General features: G+C 71.4%; 15 protein-coding genes. 1 reads left to right on the forward strand and 14 read right to left on the reverse strand.

The genetic code is table 11. From position 1 onward, the window contains the following. Positions 1–44: 44 nt before the first annotated feature. Positions 45–1,619, reverse strand: coding sequence for an exodeoxyribonuclease VII large subunit (xseA, locus tag CHB64_RS00275; protein ID WP_089410601.1), 1,575 nt, complete (start codon positions 1,617–1,619; stop codon positions 45–47). 177 nt (positions 1,620–1,796) lie between these two features. On the opposite strand from xseA, the gene CHB64_RS00280 reads away from it, so the two are divergent. Next, complete coding sequence (locus tag CHB64_RS00280; RefSeq protein WP_089410602.1) at positions 1,797–3,569, forward strand: tetratricopeptide repeat protein; 1,773 nt, start codon at positions 1,797–1,799, stop codon at positions 3,567–3,569. Positions 3,570–3,712: 143 nt separating this feature from the next. Here the strand turns inward: CHB64_RS00280 and CHB64_RS00285 are convergent, their stop codons facing one another. The 13 genes from CHB64_RS00285 to CHB64_RS00345 all read right to left on the reverse strand — a co-directional run bounded on the left by CHB64_RS00285 (position 3,713) and on the right by CHB64_RS00345 (position 14,406). Then, the gene (locus CHB64_RS00285; protein WP_089410603.1) at positions 3,713–3,928 is read right to left on the reverse strand and encodes a hypothetical protein; all 216 of its coding nucleotides are present in this window, start codon (positions 3,926–3,928) and stop codon (positions 3,713–3,715) included. Positions 3,929–4,170: 242 nt separating this feature from the next. Continuing rightward, positions 4,171–8,046 carry a baseplate multidomain protein megatron gene (locus tag CHB64_RS00290; protein WP_089410604.1) on the reverse strand — a complete coding sequence of 1,292 codons (3,876 nt, stop codon included), beginning with the start codon at positions 8,044–8,046 and terminating at the stop codon, positions 4,171–4,173. 88 nt (positions 8,047–8,134) lie between these two features. After that, the gene (locus CHB64_RS00295) at positions 8,135–8,671 is read right to left on the reverse strand and encodes an NlpC/P60 family protein (RefSeq protein WP_234993288.1); all 537 of its coding nucleotides are present in this window, start codon (positions 8,669–8,671) and stop codon (positions 8,135–8,137) included. Further along, a complete protein-coding gene (locus CHB64_RS00300) occupies positions 8,668–9,543 on the reverse strand; it encodes a DUF2163 domain-containing protein (protein WP_089410605.1) in 876 nt (291 codons plus the stop codon). Before CHB64_RS00300 ends, CHB64_RS00295 begins: the two co-directional genes overlap by 4 nt. Next, on the reverse strand, positions 9,543–10,166 hold the full coding sequence (locus CHB64_RS00305) for a DUF2460 domain-containing protein (RefSeq protein ID WP_089410606.1): 624 nt from the start codon (positions 10,164–10,166) through the stop codon (positions 9,543–9,545). The genes CHB64_RS00300 and CHB64_RS00305 overlap by 1 nt, the downstream gene beginning before the upstream one ends. Before the next feature lie 22 nt (positions 10,167–10,188). Further along, positions 10,189–10,725 carry a phage tail tape measure C-terminal domain-containing protein gene (locus CHB64_RS00310; protein WP_089410607.1) on the reverse strand — a complete coding sequence of 179 codons (537 nt, stop codon included), beginning with the start codon at positions 10,723–10,725 and terminating at the stop codon, positions 10,189–10,191. Further along, positions 10,722–10,895 (reverse strand): phage tail assembly chaperone, encoded by a 174-nt coding sequence (locus CHB64_RS00315; protein ID WP_089410608.1) that lies wholly within the window; start codon positions 10,893–10,895, stop codon positions 10,722–10,724. The genes CHB64_RS00310 and CHB64_RS00315 overlap by 4 nt, the downstream gene beginning before the upstream one ends. Continuing rightward, entirely contained in the window at positions 10,892–11,245 is a 354-nt protein-coding gene (locus CHB64_RS00320; protein WP_089410609.1) for a GTA-gp10 family protein, read from the reverse strand. The genes CHB64_RS00315 and CHB64_RS00320 overlap by 4 nt, the downstream gene beginning before the upstream one ends. Next, entirely contained in the window at positions 11,242–11,661 is a 420-nt protein-coding gene (locus CHB64_RS00325) for a phage major tail protein, TP901-1 family (RefSeq protein WP_089410610.1), read from the reverse strand. The genes CHB64_RS00320 and CHB64_RS00325 overlap by 4 nt, the downstream gene beginning before the upstream one ends. Positions 11,662–11,785: 124 nt before the next feature. Beyond that, positions 11,786–12,193, reverse strand: a complete 408-nt coding sequence (locus CHB64_RS00330; protein WP_089410611.1) for a DUF3168 domain-containing protein — start codon at positions 12,191–12,193, stop codon at positions 11,786–11,788. Continuing rightward, positions 12,190–12,504 carry a phage head closure protein gene (locus tag CHB64_RS00335; protein WP_089410612.1) on the reverse strand — a complete coding sequence of 105 codons (315 nt, stop codon included), beginning with the start codon at positions 12,502–12,504 and terminating at the stop codon, positions 12,190–12,192. The genes CHB64_RS00330 and CHB64_RS00335 overlap by 4 nt, the downstream gene beginning before the upstream one ends. Beyond that, the gene (locus CHB64_RS00340; RefSeq protein WP_089410613.1) at positions 12,501–13,061 is read right to left on the reverse strand and encodes a head-tail connector protein; all 561 of its coding nucleotides are present in this window, start codon (positions 13,059–13,061) and stop codon (positions 12,501–12,503) included. Before CHB64_RS00340 ends, CHB64_RS00335 begins: the two co-directional genes overlap by 4 nt. Positions 13,062–13,167: 106 nt before the next feature. After that, positions 13,168–14,406: a phage major capsid protein gene (locus tag CHB64_RS00345; RefSeq protein WP_089410614.1), complete on the reverse strand. Its 1,239-nt coding sequence runs from the start codon at positions 14,404–14,406 to the stop codon at positions 13,168–13,170. Positions 14,407–14,430 lie beyond the last annotated feature (24 nt).

Here is a 14,430-nt window from a genome sequence, read left to right on the forward strand (position 1 = left end):
CGGCACGACCAGGATCGGGCGAGTCAAAGCCGAAGCGACCTGCCCTAATCAAACAGGCTCTTCTGCGCCGGCGCGGGGCGCCTCGCGCCGGGACGGGATTTCGCCGCCGCGCGCGTTCCTCCGCTCAAGGGTTTTTCGTCGCCGCCGTCGATGACCGCGCCGCGCGCGCCGTCGGCGAAGACGAGCGCGACGGCCTCGCCAGGCAGCGCGTTCTTCGCGCGGGCGATCAGCCGGCCGTCCGCGCCGCGCACCAGCGCGAAGCCGCGCTCAAGCACGCGCTCATGCGACAGCGCGGAAAGAAGCTGATCGGCCGAACCGAGCCGGCGCGACGGCGCATCAAGAAGGCGCGGAGCGAGCGCGGCGAGCCGCGCGCCCGCCATGGCGAGGCTTTTTTCTCCGTGCGCGTATTGCCGGCGCAGCGCGGCGGCGGACAGCCGCTCGCCCGACAGCCTGCGCCAACGCCGCTCGACGAGCCGCGCGGCGCCGTGGCGCAGCCGTGCGACGGCCTCCGCGAGCCGCGCCCGACGGGCGGCGGAGGCCGCGGCCAGAATCTGCGGCCCGAAACGGCCCGCCGCGCGCAGAAAGCCGGCGGCCGCCGCGTCGCGTCGCGCACGCAGGCCGGCGCGCAACAGCTCGCCCGCGCGGTCGAGCCGCTGCGCGGCGGGGCCGATCACGTCCTCCGGCCGGCCGAGCCCGCGCGCGGCCGAGACGAGCGCCGCGCGGCGCGCGTCGAACGCGCGCGCAAGCACGCTCGTCAGCCGGCGCTGCTTGTTGAGAAGCTCCGTAATCAGCTCGCTGCGCATGGGGACCGCTTTCTCCGCCGCCGCCGAAGGCGTCGGGGCGCGCAGATCCGCGACGAAGTCGATCAGCGTCGTGTCGGTCTCGTGGCCCACGGCGGAGATGATCGGGATCGCGCTCGCCGCGGCCGCGCGCGCCACGATCTCTTCGTTGAAGCACCACAGATCTTCGAGCGAGCCGCCGCCGCGCGCCACGATGAGAACGTCCGGACGCGGAACAGGTCCGTCCGGCGCGAGGCGGTTGAACCCTTCGATCGCCGCGGCGATCTGGGTCTCCGCGCCCTTGCCCTGGACGAGCGTCGGCCAGACGAGCACATGGCGCGGACAGCGCTCGCGCAGCCGGTGGAGAATGTCGCGGATGACCGCGCCTGACGGCGAGGTGACGACGCCGATCGTCTCCGGCAGATAAGGAAGCGCGCGCTTGCGCTCGGGCGCGAACAACCCTTCGGCGGCGAGCTTTTTCTTGCGCTCCTCAAGCAGCGCCATCAGCGCGCCGACGCCGGCCGGCTCGAGGCTGTCGATGACGAGCTGATAGCGCGACTGGCCGGGAAAGGTGCTCATGCGCCCGACGGCGATCACCTCCATGCCCTGCTCGGGCCGGAAGCGCAGCCGCGCGGCGTTTCCCTTCCAGATCACGCCGGAGAGAACGGCCCGCTCGTCCTTGAGGTCGAGATAGACATGGCCCGAGCCCGCCTGCGTCACCCGGCCGAGCTCGCCGCGCACGCGCACGAAGCCGAACTCGTCCTCGATGACGCGCTTCACTGCGCCGGCGAGCTCGGAGACGGTGTATTCGCGGACGTTGCCGAAGATCGCGTCAGCCATGGCGGCGTTAGAGCATATTTCGCCGCCCCGCATAAGCGCGGGCCCCGGCGCCAAGGTCGCAGGCGCGACCCCGACGAAAGTCAGTGTCGGCCCGCCGGCGGGCGCCCTATCCCCGGCCCGCATTTGCATCGTCGCGCCGCCAGGCGCATATAGGCCTCCTGAAAGGGGAGAACGATCATGAAAAGCAGACTTCTCATCGGCGCGGGCGCCCTGGCGCTCGCCGGCCTCGGATTCGGCGTCGCCGAGCGCGCGGCGGAAGACGACCGCGTCGCCTTTCTCAACCCGATCCTCGTCGCGCAGTCCCTGTGCGGCAAGAACGCGGACGCCGCCCGGGAGCGGCGCGCCTATTTTCTGACCATCGGCCGCGCGATCGCCGCCGAAGGTCCGGCCGAAGCCGCCGCGGCGCCGGCCCGCATCGGCGCGATCGGCTATGAGATCACGACCGCGAGCCCCCTCGCCCAAGCGCATTTCGACCAGGGCCTCGCCCATATGTGGAACTTCAACCACGGCGCGGCGGTCGCCGCCTTCCGGGCCGCGCAGGCCGCCGATCCCGACTGCGCCATGTGCTGGTGGGGCGAGTCCTTCGCGCACGGGCCCAACATCAACGCGCCGATGGCCGAGGACGCCGTCGCGCCGGCCTGGGAGTCCCTGCAGAAGGCGAAGGCCGCCGCCGCGAACGCCGGCGAGAAGGAAAAGGCGCTGATCGCCGCGCTCGAGGCGCGCTACGCGCCCGAACCCGTCGAGGACCGCTCGGCGCTCGACCAGGCTTTCGCCGACGCGATGGACGCGGTCGCCCGTTCGTATCCGGACGACGACTTCGTCCTGTCGCTGGCGGCCGAAGCCAATATGGACACGCAGCCCTGGGACTACTGGATGAGCGACGGGCGCACGCCCAAGGGCCGCTCGGCGCGCACCATGTCGCTGCTGGAGACGGTGCTCGCGCGCAATCCGGATTATCAGCCTGCGATCCATCTCTACATTCACATGACCGAGGCGACCTATAATCCGCATCGCGCCGCGTCCTACGCCGATCGCCTGGCCGCGCTGTCGCCGGGCCTCGGCCATCTCATCCACATGCCCTCGCACACCTATTACCGGATCGGGCGCTTCATCGACGCGCTCGAGACAAATGTGGACGCGGTCGCCGCGGACGAGGCGTTTCTCGCCCGGGGCGACGCCAGCCCGCTCTATCAGTTCGGCTATTACGTGCACAACGTGCATTTCGTGATGGCCTCGGCGATGATGGCGGGCGACGCCAAGACCGCGCTCGAGATGGCCAAGAAGCTCGACGCCAAGCTGCCGGCGGAGATGGCCGCGATGGTGCCCTTCGCCCAGCCGATCAAGGCCGCGCCCTATTACGCCTATGCGCAGTTCGCCGTTCCCGAGGACGTGCTCGCCCTGCCCGATCCGGGCGAGGCGTTGCCCTTCCTGCAGGCGAACTGGCGATATGCGCGCGGCGAGGCGCTAGCGAAACTGGGGCGCACGGACGAAGCGCGCGCCGAAGCCGAAGCGATCGCGCGCATCGTCGCCGAGGAGGACCTCTCGGGCCTTGAAGAGAACCTGGTCCCGGCGGTCGACATCCTCAACATCGCGCGCCTCACCGTGATCGCCCGCGCGGCCGCGGCCGACGGCGACCTTGCAACCGCGATCGAGGCGATGGACGAGGTCGTCGCGCTTCAGGAAGGGCTCAATTACACCGAGCCGCCCTACTGGTACTACCCGGCGAAGCAGACGCTCGCCGCGCTGGTTCTGCGCGCGGGCGACGCCGAGCGCGCCGAGCAGCTTTTCCTCGAAGCGCTCGTCGAGTCGCCGAACAACGGATGGGTCCTGTACGGACTGTCCGAGGCCTACAAGGCGCAGGGCGATCGCAACGGCGCGAAATACGCCGGCGGCCTGTTCCGGCAGGCCTGGGCGGGCGCGCGCGACGGCGTGTCGATCGAGCGCCTGTAGGCGCGCGCGGCAGGCGCGGAGCCCCGGCCGAACCCGGTCCCGGACCAGCGGCGCAGCATTACATGCTGCGCCGCATCCGGTATGACGGAGCGCTGCGCAACATTCGGGGCGACGGGGCGTTGGAGACGGTTCCGGGCGCCGCCCTATTCGTCTTCCAGGCGCTCCGGCTTCAGCGAGAGCGCGTGGCGGGCCAGCAGCAGCCCCGCCGCCAGCCCGATCGCGGCCGACGCCGCGACCTCGGCGAGCCGCCCGACCGCCCCATAAGCCGCGGCGAACGGCCATAGCGCCGTCGCCGACACGGCGAACGCCTCCGCCCCGACGAGCAGGGCGCCGGCCAGAAGATCCAGTTTCTCGATCATGAAACGCTCCGTACAGGAATCGGGAGGATATAAGCGATCCCGCCGGTTCTGCAAGGGGGTAGGGGGCAGGGATGAAGCGGCATCCGGGACCGCCCTCAACGCGCTCGGGCGCGGCTGAAACCGATCCCGGGTCTGCGGCGCGTCATTTCATGCCGCGCCGCGCCCGGGATGACGGGCTCTCATTCCCTATTCCCTGCTCGCCATTCCCTATTCCCTATTCCCTATTCCCTACTCCCTCCTCGCTATCCGCCAAATCCCGCGCGCGCCGGGACGCCCGCGCCGACCCGGTCGGAAAGCTGGACGACCTCGAAGGCCGCGCCCGGACCCGGTCCGCCGGGGCCGAAATCCGCCGCGATCTCATCATCTGTATAAAGATAATACGGCCCGTCCGTTTCGACGGTTCTCAGAACCGTCTCGCCGTCGAGGATGCGCAGCCGGTAGCGTTCATAGGCCTCGCCGAGGGGAACCTCGCCCGTCCAGTCGTCGCCGCCGACGCGCGCGCGGCGAATCCAAGACAGCGCGAGGCCGCCGGCCGCCGGCGCGGCGCGCAGACGAACCGGCGAAAGCGGCATGAGGCCGCGCGCGGCGAGCGCGAGCGTCTTCGCCGTGAACCGCTCCGTATCCGGCATGTCCTGCGCCGGGCCGGCGCGCCAGCCGAGGGGCGTATCGCGCAGGTCGAGCGGAAAGCGCGCCTCGGCGAGCGCCGGGCCGAGAAGGACGACGCGCGCCCCGGCGGGCGCGCCCGCGGCGGCGGCGTCCTCGCTCCCGCCCTGCCCGCGCAGAAGGCCCGACAGGGTCCACGCCCCGTCCGGATCGAGGCTCGCCTCCAGAAACTGAAGCGCCTCCCACCCGGCGTCCGTTTCGACCGCAAGCGCGTTCGCCCCTTCGAGGACGGCCTCCTCGTTCGCGCTCGCCAGCGCGCCGGAAGAAAGGCGTATGCGGATCGACCGGCGGTCCCAGCGACCGGAAAAGCCCGCAGGCATGGGCGCCTCCAGCCGACCCATGACGGCCGGCGCGGCCGCAGTCGCAGCGAGCGCGGGCGCCGCTCCGTCTACGGATGGAATGTCGCGATAGAGCGCGACGGCGCCCGGCCAGGGATCGGCGAAGGCGGCGAACAGCGGCGCGCCGGGTGCGGCCCGCGCCTCGCCCGCGCCCAGCGGCGGCAGATCCAGCAAGGCCCAGACGGGCGCGCCGGCCGCCGCCGGGACAGGGGGCGCGAGGAAATCCGTCTCGCCGACGGGCGCTTCGTAGACCGCGGGCGAGACGCGCGCGGCCTCGACGCGGCGCGCGCCGGCGCCTTCCGTCTGCACGACGCGATAGAGCCGCTCGACCCCGCCGAGCGTCACGGCGAGCGCATCGCCCGGCTCGACGGCGAGCAGCGAGGGCGGCAGGGCGAAGGTCGCGGTCTCGCGCATCACATGGGCGTCGGCGAGGACGGCGCGGGCCCGCGCGGCCGCTTCCGCCGCGCCCATGACGAGAGGCGCCTCGATCGCGGCGGCGCGGACATGATCCGCGCCCGGATCGCGCGCCTCGACCATCGCCGGAGCGTAGTCCGCGCCCTCGTCGATGAAGGCGAGACGGAAGGCGGCGGGCAGATCGCTCGCCTGCGCGAGGCTGATTCGCGCCGGCGGCGCTCCTTCGTCCCCGGCGACGAGATCGGTCTCGCTCAGAAAGAGCGCCGGCGCGCCGTCGCGCGGCTGAAAGCGCAGGCCGGCGGCGGTCTCGACCATGTCGAACTGGAAAATGTCGGCGAGCGGATCGATCGCCTCGCGCGCCGACAGGGGCCGGTCGAGGACATAGCCGGCGACCGCGCCCTTGAGCCCGCGCGCGTCGACATTCTCCGCGCCCGCCTCTTCGGCCAGCGCCGCCGCGAGCAGGTCGAGCGGCGCGCGCCCCGCCCGCCCGTTGAGCCAGTGCCCGCGCGTCCAGTTCGCATGATCGCCCCATACGTCGCGCCGCGCCGGAAAGTACGGGAACGGCCGCGCGTCCCAGGCGTAGACGTAGAGCCGGTCCGTCTCGATCATCGGCCCGCCGTAAACGGACGATATCGGATTGTTCGCCGGCGCGCGCCAGTAGGCGTATTCGGCCTCGATCAGACGGCGCTGGGCGAGATCGTCGCGCGCGCCGCTGGAGTAATGCGGCATGGCGCTTTCGCTCGACTTGGGGTCGAGAAACACGTTGGGCTGGTTCGCACCCTTGTCGATGGCGGCGCAGCCGATTTCCGTGAAGCGGATCGGCTTCGACTGCGGCGCCCACGCCGTCGGCGTCGCGGCGCGGACTCCGCCCGGCCGGTCGTAATGGGCGTTCGACCACCAGTTCCGGAAGTCCTTGTTGCGGAAGACCCAGGGCTCGCCATAGGCGCCGTCGGCGATGGGCGCGCGGATCTGCGCGTCGCGATCGGCCGACGAGGCGTAGAACCAGTCATGGCCCTCGCCGCCCTCGATATTCGCCTGCAGATAGGCGCGCTCGTAAGGCCCGGTCCAGCCCGCCTGCGCGTCGAGATGGGACAGGCCGTCGCGCCAGTCCGCCCGCGGCGCGTAGACGTCGACGCCGATGAAGTCGATGTTTTCGTCGCTCCACAGGGGATCGAGATGGAAGAAAACGTCGCCCGAGCCGTCCGCCGGCTGATGGCCGAACCATTCCGACCAGTCCGCGCCGTAGGAGAGCTTGACCGACGGTCCGAGAATCGAACGCGCGTCCGCGGCGAGCGCGCGCAGGGCCGCGACGGCCGGATAGCTCGCCGCGTCCGCGCGCGCCGTGGTGATTCCGCGAAGCTCCGAGCCCAGAAGAAAGCTCTCTGCGCCGCCGGCGAGCGCGCACAGATGCGCGCAGTGCAGAACGAACCGGCGGAAGGACCACTCCGGCGGACCGGAATAGACGATCTCGCCGTTCTCGATCGCGAAATCGTCGGGCGCGGCGGTTCCGAAAAACGCCGCGACGTCGGCGGCGGCCGCAGCGGTCTTGTCGTTCGCGCCGACGGAAATGCGCCCGCGCCAGGGATAGCCCGGCGCGTCCATCAGGACGAAGGGATGGAACATGACGGAAAGTCCGCGCGCCTTCATGGCCGCGATCGCTTCGAGCACGGATCGGTCGGACGGCGTTCCGCCATAGGCCGGCGCGCCGTCGACGGTTGAGACGAGATGGGCCCCGTCGCGCCCGACCCCGCCGGCGCGCCAGTCATGGGGCGTCGTCGTCTTCTGCGCGACTTCGACGCCGGGGCGGATCTGGCACGCGCCCGCATCGAGACTCGTCCCGAACCAGGAGACCGCGAGCGAGACCGCCGAAAGATTGGGCAGGCTCGCCGTCAGCGCGTCGAGCGAGGCGGAAAAATCCGCCGCGCCTTCGTTGTTGTGAACGTTTTCGGGAACGACTACGCCTTCCCTTTCCTCGCGAAAAACCTTCGTCGTTCCGTAGACAAACTCGCCGGATCCGGGGATCATGGTCACGGCCGTCACGGCGTTTTCGAGCGCGTCCGGATCTTGGGGCGCGAGGGCCTTCTCGACCTCGAAGGAAAGCTGCGGGATGCGGTTTCCGAACGCTTTAAGCGGCAGGTCCTCGAATACGACATAGGCGAGGCCGCGAAAGGCGGGCGCGCCGTCCGCGCCCTCGACCGCCTCGATGAGGGCGTCGGGAAGCTGATCCTCCGTTCCCCGATAAACGCGAACGTTGTGGGGCGACAGGTCGAACGGCTTGCCGTCGGCCCAGACGCGGCCGATGCGGTCGATCGCGCCTTCGCACAGCCCGACCGCGAAGGACAGCGAGTAGAGATACTCCGTCGTCGTTGTTTTCTGGGACAGCCGGCCGCCCTTGCCCGAGCGCTCGGTCGTCTCGGCGAGCGTCTCCTTGAAATTCGCCGCCCAGATGAGCTGGCCGGCCACTCGCGCCCGGCCGTAGACGCGCAGGATCCCCGCCCCTTCGGTCGAGGCCTGCACCTGCAGCGCGTCGAGACGCGGACCCGAAACGCGCCGCCGGCGCGGGCCGAAGAGGAGCCGCTCGGCCGCGCCGGCGGCGAAATTGACGGCCGCGCTCGTCGCAGCGCGGGCGATCGCCTGGCCGATCCCGGCGCGGGCGGCGGCCTGGCCGGCGGACTGGGCGGCGGTGAGAACGAGCTGGGCCATGAGGTTCTCCTTAGTGCGTAGGGCGCAGGGCGTAGTGAGCAGAAAATGGGGGGGCGGAGGCGCGGCGGCGCCGACGACGCGCTACGCGCTATTCTTCTTCCTCCGTTCCCGGAAAAGCGAACGCGCCCGCGATCCGCTCGCGCCACCAGCGCGTCAGCCGGCTCTCGATCACCGCGCGGCCCGCATAGGCGTGGATGAAGCGGTCGGGCGCCGACAGGATTCCGCAATGCTTGGCCGGCCCGTCGCAGACAACCCGGAAGACGAGCGCGTCGCCGGGCGCGGCCGCCGCAGGCGCGCGTTCGGCCATATGCCGGCGCGCCGCCTCAAGCAGCGGCTCGCGGCGCGGGCCGGCGAGCCAGGCCCGCTCGTTCCAGTCCGGCGTGTAGGGCGGAACGATCTCCGGCTCCGCGCCATAGAGCGCGCGCCACACGCCGCGGATGAGGCCGAGACAGTCCGTGCCCGCCCCTTTCGCGCTCGCCTGATGCAGATAGGGCGTGCCGAGCCAGGCGCGGGCTTCGGCGACGATGCGCGCGCGCGATACGGCGCCGGCGGGCGGAGACTCTTCTCCCTGCCTCGCAAAGCAGGGGCGGGGCGCGATCGCGAGACGGAACGCGTCGTCGCTCACCGCCGCCTCCCGCCGTCGTTGCGCTCGCCGGCGCGCGGATAGCTCGCGGCGAAATCGTTGCCGGGCATCAGGTGAAAGCCGCGGAAGTTCACTGCGTTCGAAAATTTCGCGCGGCAGGTCGCGAAGGCCTTGTCGCAGCCGGCGAAGACGACGAAGGCGTCGCCCGGCGCGAGCCCCGCCCCCGGCGGCAGCCACAAGGACAGATCGGCGCCGGCGTGCGCCTTCACATGGCTCGCCGTTCCCGCGTTCGCGCCGCCGGTCCAGTCGAGTCGTCCGTGCACGAACCAGCCGTCGGCGAAGCCGTCGAGCCCCGAGGCCGCAAAACGCGATTCGTCGCGGACCGCCGTCGCCACGCCCTCGGCGCGGAAGGCGGGCTGATCGAGATCGACGCCGCAGCGCGCGTCGCCGAGCCGCGCGTCGCAATGGCGCTGATAGGCCCGCCCGGCCGTCTGGTCGAGAAGATGCGCAAGCCCGCGAATCTCCGCCGTGAAGCGCGCGCCATCGCGCGCGACCTCTCCGATGACGCCGCGCTTGAGAAGAACCCGTTCGTCCGTGTTCGACCAGTTGACGCGCCAGATCTCCACCGCCGCCCCGTCGAAGCGGCCGGCGGCGAGCGCTTCGGACGGCAGGCGCGCCGACGACAACAGGCCGACGATCTCGCTGTTGTCGACGGCGAGATCGGCCGTTTCGGCGAGCGCGGCGCCGTGCGCGCCCGATTGCGGCTCGTAGGTCTCGCCGGCGACGGTCAGCGGGCGATCGTGATCGGTGAAGCCGAAGACCGCACCATCCTTGCGCGTCACGCGCCAGCAGGTCGCCAGCGTCGTCGCGCCGCTTTTCAGATGGGCTTCGAAGGCGGGGTCGAGCGCGCGCATTACTCCAGCACCTCGATGATCGGGATCGACGGGATCTCGCCTGCGCGGAAGGCGGCGAGATTGATCCGCAGGCTGTCCGTATCGAAGCGGGCCGGCATGTCGAACAGATAGCCGGCGGTGACGACCGCGCCGTCGGCGGGCGGGGCGTCGAAGACGACGAGCCCCGTCAGCGGGTCGAGCGCGAAGTTCGCGACCGGCGCGCCGCCGACATTGACGAGGACCGAACCGTCGACCGGCTTGGTGATCGGACGGACATAGGCCGACGGGCCGCTCGCATAGCGCTTGACGAGCTGAAAGTCCGTGCGCGTTCCGTCGCCGGTTCCGATGAGCTGGTCGCTCGCCGCCGGCTCGGCTTCGAGCGGGCAGGACTTCCAGTCGAACGGATCGCGGAAGCGGAAGGCGTGCAGCCGCCCGGCGCGCGCCTCGAAAAAGGCGATCAGCGCCTCGATGTCGGCCAGCGACTTCACGCCGTAGCCCGCGTTGAAGGCGCGCCGCGAGCCGGCCCAGGGCGAATTGCGCTCCTCATGGCCGGAGACGAGGGCGACCACGTCCGTGCGCCGGGTCGGTCCGCCCTCGGAATTGAGCGCGATGTCGAGGGGAAAGAGAACGTCGTGAAAGGACATCTGTCTGCTCCCTGTCAGGCGCTCATCCGTTGCGCTCGGCGCGGGCGAGGGCGCGGGCGAGCCCCGCCGCGATCTGGGTCTCGGACCGGCGGAAGGACTCCGCGTCGCCGGCGCCGGCGACATGGATGCTGACGCTTATGGGCCGCGCCGGCGCGCGCGGCGCGATTCGTCCGCTGACGGACGGGACGAACAGCTCCGGCCCGCGCTCGCCGACGAGAAACGACGCGCCCGGCGCGACGAAGCCGCCGCCCGCGCGCCCGCCCCCGAAAGCGCCGGCGAGGGCGGACTGGAAGAAGGACTGGAGCGGCTTTCGCACCAGCGCGTCGATCGCGACGCCCTTGAGGTCATTTACGATCGAGCGCGCCAGGCCCTTGAGCGACAGCGCGCCCGAACGCGCCGCGCGGGAAAGGTCGCGCTCGATCGAGCGCGAGGCGGAAGCGAAAGCCTCTTCGATCAGGGCGGCGGCGGGGGCGATTTCCTCCTCGGCGAGGCGCGTCACTTCAGCGCCGGCCTGCGCGAGGCCCTCCGTGTCGAGATTGATGGAGATGCGTCCGGTCATGGGTTTGATCTTTCGGTTGAGGCGTCGCAGCGCCGCCCTTCGTCCGGAAACTGCGCGAGCAGCGCGGCGAAGTCGGCCCGGCGCGGCGCGGGTTCGGGCGCGAGCGCGGCGCACAGCCAGCGCCACTCGCGCGGGGTGAGCCGCCAGAACTGATCGGGGGCGAGATTCATGGCGAGGACTCCGGCGGCGAACCACCGGCCCCAGGGGAGTCCGCCGCCGGCTTTCCCGGCGGACCGTCCCCCTCCGGATTGAGGACGCGGAAGGCTTCGGCGACGGCGCGCGCCGCTTCGCCGACGTCGATGTCGGCGGCCCTGAGCGCCTCCAGGCTCATCCGCGTCCCGCCCCCTTCGAGGAGCGCGTGCAGGATGAGCATGAGATCGCCGACCGAGAGCGCGGAAAGACGCGCGCGCATCGCCGAAAAGCCCCCCGCGCCGAGGCTTTCCTCGATGCGCGCCAGCGCGCCGAGCGTGAGGCGCAGGCGCGCCTTCTCGCCGTTGACGATGAGAACCGGATCGTTCATGGCGCGGCCGCGAAGTCGAGCGGGCCCGCCGATTCGAGCGCGAGCGCGAAGGCCGCCTCGCCGTCATGGGCGCCGGAATAGTCGAGATTGGCGATGAGGAACGGACCCTCGATCTCGCCGAGGCCGGGCACGACGATCCGCCAGCGGCGGATCTCGCCCGCGAAGAAGATCGCGCGGATGTCGGCCGCGGCGCCGTCGGACAGAAAGACGCCGGCGCCGGAAACGGAGGCCTGGCGCGCGCCGGCGCCGGCAAGAAGCTCGCGCCAGCCGCCGACGGAGTCCGCATGGGTGACGTCCACAGGCTGCGCGTTCAGCGAAAGCGTCTTGGCGCGCAGCCCCGCGACGGTCGCGAACGCTTCAGGATCGCCCCCGTCGCCGAGTTTCAGAAGAAGGTCTTTGCCGCGTTGGGCGGGCATGGGTTGCTCCTTATGGCGAATAGCGAATGGGGAATGGAGAGCGGGGAGCGGAAAAGCGCTCCTGCTTCTCCCCTCTCCCGCAAGCAAGAGAGGGGAACGGGCCGCTCGCCGCGCGCGCCGGTCGTCATGCGGCCTCCGTGACGACGCGAAAGCGCGCCGCGCCTTCGAACGGCTCGGCGCCGCGCCGGCGGGGGACGTCCGCGCCGGAAAACGCGACCGAGACGAGCCGCGCGCCCTCCACTGGAAAATCCGCCCCGTCGAGCGCGCCGACCAGCGCGTCGAGCGCGCGCTTGACCTCGCGCCGCCCGCCGTGACGCGAGACGATCAGGATGCGGATTTCGTGGACGAACGCCCCGTCATGGCCGGCGAGCGGCGCGACGCGCCCCTCGCCCAGCACGGCGTAGGGAAAAACCGCGTTGCGCGGCGGCTCGTCATGGATGCGCGGCGGATCGCCGAGCGCGTCCTTGACGCCCGCGTCGGCGGCGAGCGCGGCGAAGACCGCCTTCTGCAACGCCCAGGCGCGCGCGGTCATGACGCGGCCTCCTCGCAGACGAGAACGAGGCGGGACTGGCGCGCGTCGCTTTCGATGGAGACGATGTCGTAGTCGTCCCCGCCGATGCGCGCGCGATGGCCGAGCGCCACGTCATTCCTTGCACGGATCGTCGCCGCGGCGCGCCGGCGAAAGGCCTCGCGGGGCCCCGTTCCTTCGCGCGCGGCGGCGAGCCGCTCGACCGCGGCCCAGGCCGTGGCGTAGACGGTCCAGGCCTCGCTCGCCCCGCCCGCTGCGTCGGGAACGCGCGCCGGGGCGAGCAGCTCGATGAGCTGGTTCAGGGATCCGGTCACAGCCGCGCTCCCCGGTAGGGCGCGACGAGGGCCTCGACCGCCTGCGGCAGGGCTGCGACGCGCTCGGTCGCCACCGCCTCGCGGTGCTCGTAGAAATGCGCCGCGAGCAGCCGGATCGCGTGTTTGATCTCCTCGGGAACCGCGTCCGCGTCCGGCCAGCCGGCGGCGAACTCGATCCGCACCCCGCCGATCAGGCGATCCGTATGCGGCCACGGCCCGCGCGGGGCGAGGCGCGCGCCGAGTCCGGTCTCGACGTCGTAAAGATCGGGCGAAACCGGGCTCGCCGAACCGTCGCGCATCGCGATCTCGACCGCCGCGACCGCCGAGACCGGCCCGCGCGGCAGCGCGAAGGGCGCGCCCGGCGGACGGTCGAGCGCGAGCCGCCAGGTCTGGGCGAGGACGGCGAGGCCCGCGCGCGTCTCGATCGCGCGGCGGGCGGCCATGAGATAGACGGCGATGAGGCCGTCTTCCTCGCCGTGAGTCACGCGCAGATGCGCTTTCGCCTCGTCGAGACTGACCGGCTCTTCCGCCGGCGGGATGATGAGTTCAAGGGACATGACGCAACGCTCCCTGTGATCTTTCGCATGCAGATTCCGGCGCGCCGGCCCGATTCCCCTCCCCCGCTCCGCGGGAGAGGGGAGCGGGCGGCGCCCGCCGACGCGGTCACGAAACGGCGAACTTCAACAGCTTCACCGCGTCGAAATTCTGCACGCCGCCGCCGACCCGTTTCGTGGTGTAGAACAGCACGAACGGTTTCGCCGTATACGGATCGCGCAGGATTCTGACGCCCTGGCGGTCGACGATGAGATAGCCCCGGGCGAAGTCGCCGAAGGCGATCGAGAAGCTGCCCGCGCCGATCGCCGGCATCTCTTCGACCTCCGTGACCGGATAGCCGAGCAGCCGCGAGGGCGCGCCGGCTTCGGCCGAAGGCTGCCAGAGATAGTCGCCCTCGGCGTTCTTGAACTTCCGCACCGCGCTCAGCGTCGAGCGGTTCATGATGAAGCGGCCGTTCGCGCGGAAGGCCTGCTTGGGCGCGTAAACGAGATCGAGCAGCACGTCGGCCGGGTCCGCGGCGGGAAAGGCGCCGTCGACGCCGGTCGCGATATAGCCGATCTCGTCCGGCCCGCGACTCGCCTCCGGCGCGCTCGCGTAGGACAGAAGGCCCTTCGGGCGCGCGATCCCGTCGCCGTTGACGAAGGCGTCGCTTTCCTGCGCGGCGAACTCGCCCTGCACCTCGTCGGCGAGCCACTGTTCGATATCGACGACCGCGTCGTCGAGCAGCGCCTGGCTCGCGGCCGGCATGGCGTAAAGCTCCATGGTCGGAAAATCGACCGAAGAGAGGGTCGGCGCCGTCGTTTCGGGCCGCGCCGCGGTCTCGCCGACCCAGCCCGCCGCCGCGCCGCCGAGGCTGACCGGTTTCTTGAACACGCTGGCGCCGATTTCGCGGACGCTGGCGATCCGGCGGAAGGGCGAGACGTTCCTGACCGCCGCCATGATGAGCCGCTCCACCGGCTCGGGCGCGAGATAGCCCGCATCCGGATCGTCGCCGATTGTCACGGCTTTCGCTTCAAGGGCGTGCAGCGCGCTCGCGTCGCCGGCGCGCACATAGCGGGCGAAAGCCGCCTTGCGCCCGTCCGCGGCGGGCGCGGCCTCGCCCTTGGCCGGACGCTTCGCCGCGAGGGCGAGCCGGTCGAGCGCGGCCTTCTGCTCGTCGAGCGCCCGGTCGATGCGGGCGATCTTCTCCCTGAGCACGACATCGTCGCGCACGCCTTTCTCAAGCGCGGAAAGGCGCCGGTCGTTGTTGCGCTTGAAGGTCTCGAAGGCGCGCAGGAACTCCGTCATGGCCGCGCGGATCTCCGGCGAGGCCGGGGCGGCGGCGCCGGCTTTGGTTTCGATGGTCATATGCTGCTCCTTTACTGTCTGTAC

This window comes from Amphiplicatus metriothermophilus, from assembly GCF_900199215.1.
GTDB classification, from domain to species: Bacteria; Pseudomonadota; Alphaproteobacteria; order Caulobacterales; family Parvularculaceae; genus Amphiplicatus; species Amphiplicatus metriothermophilus.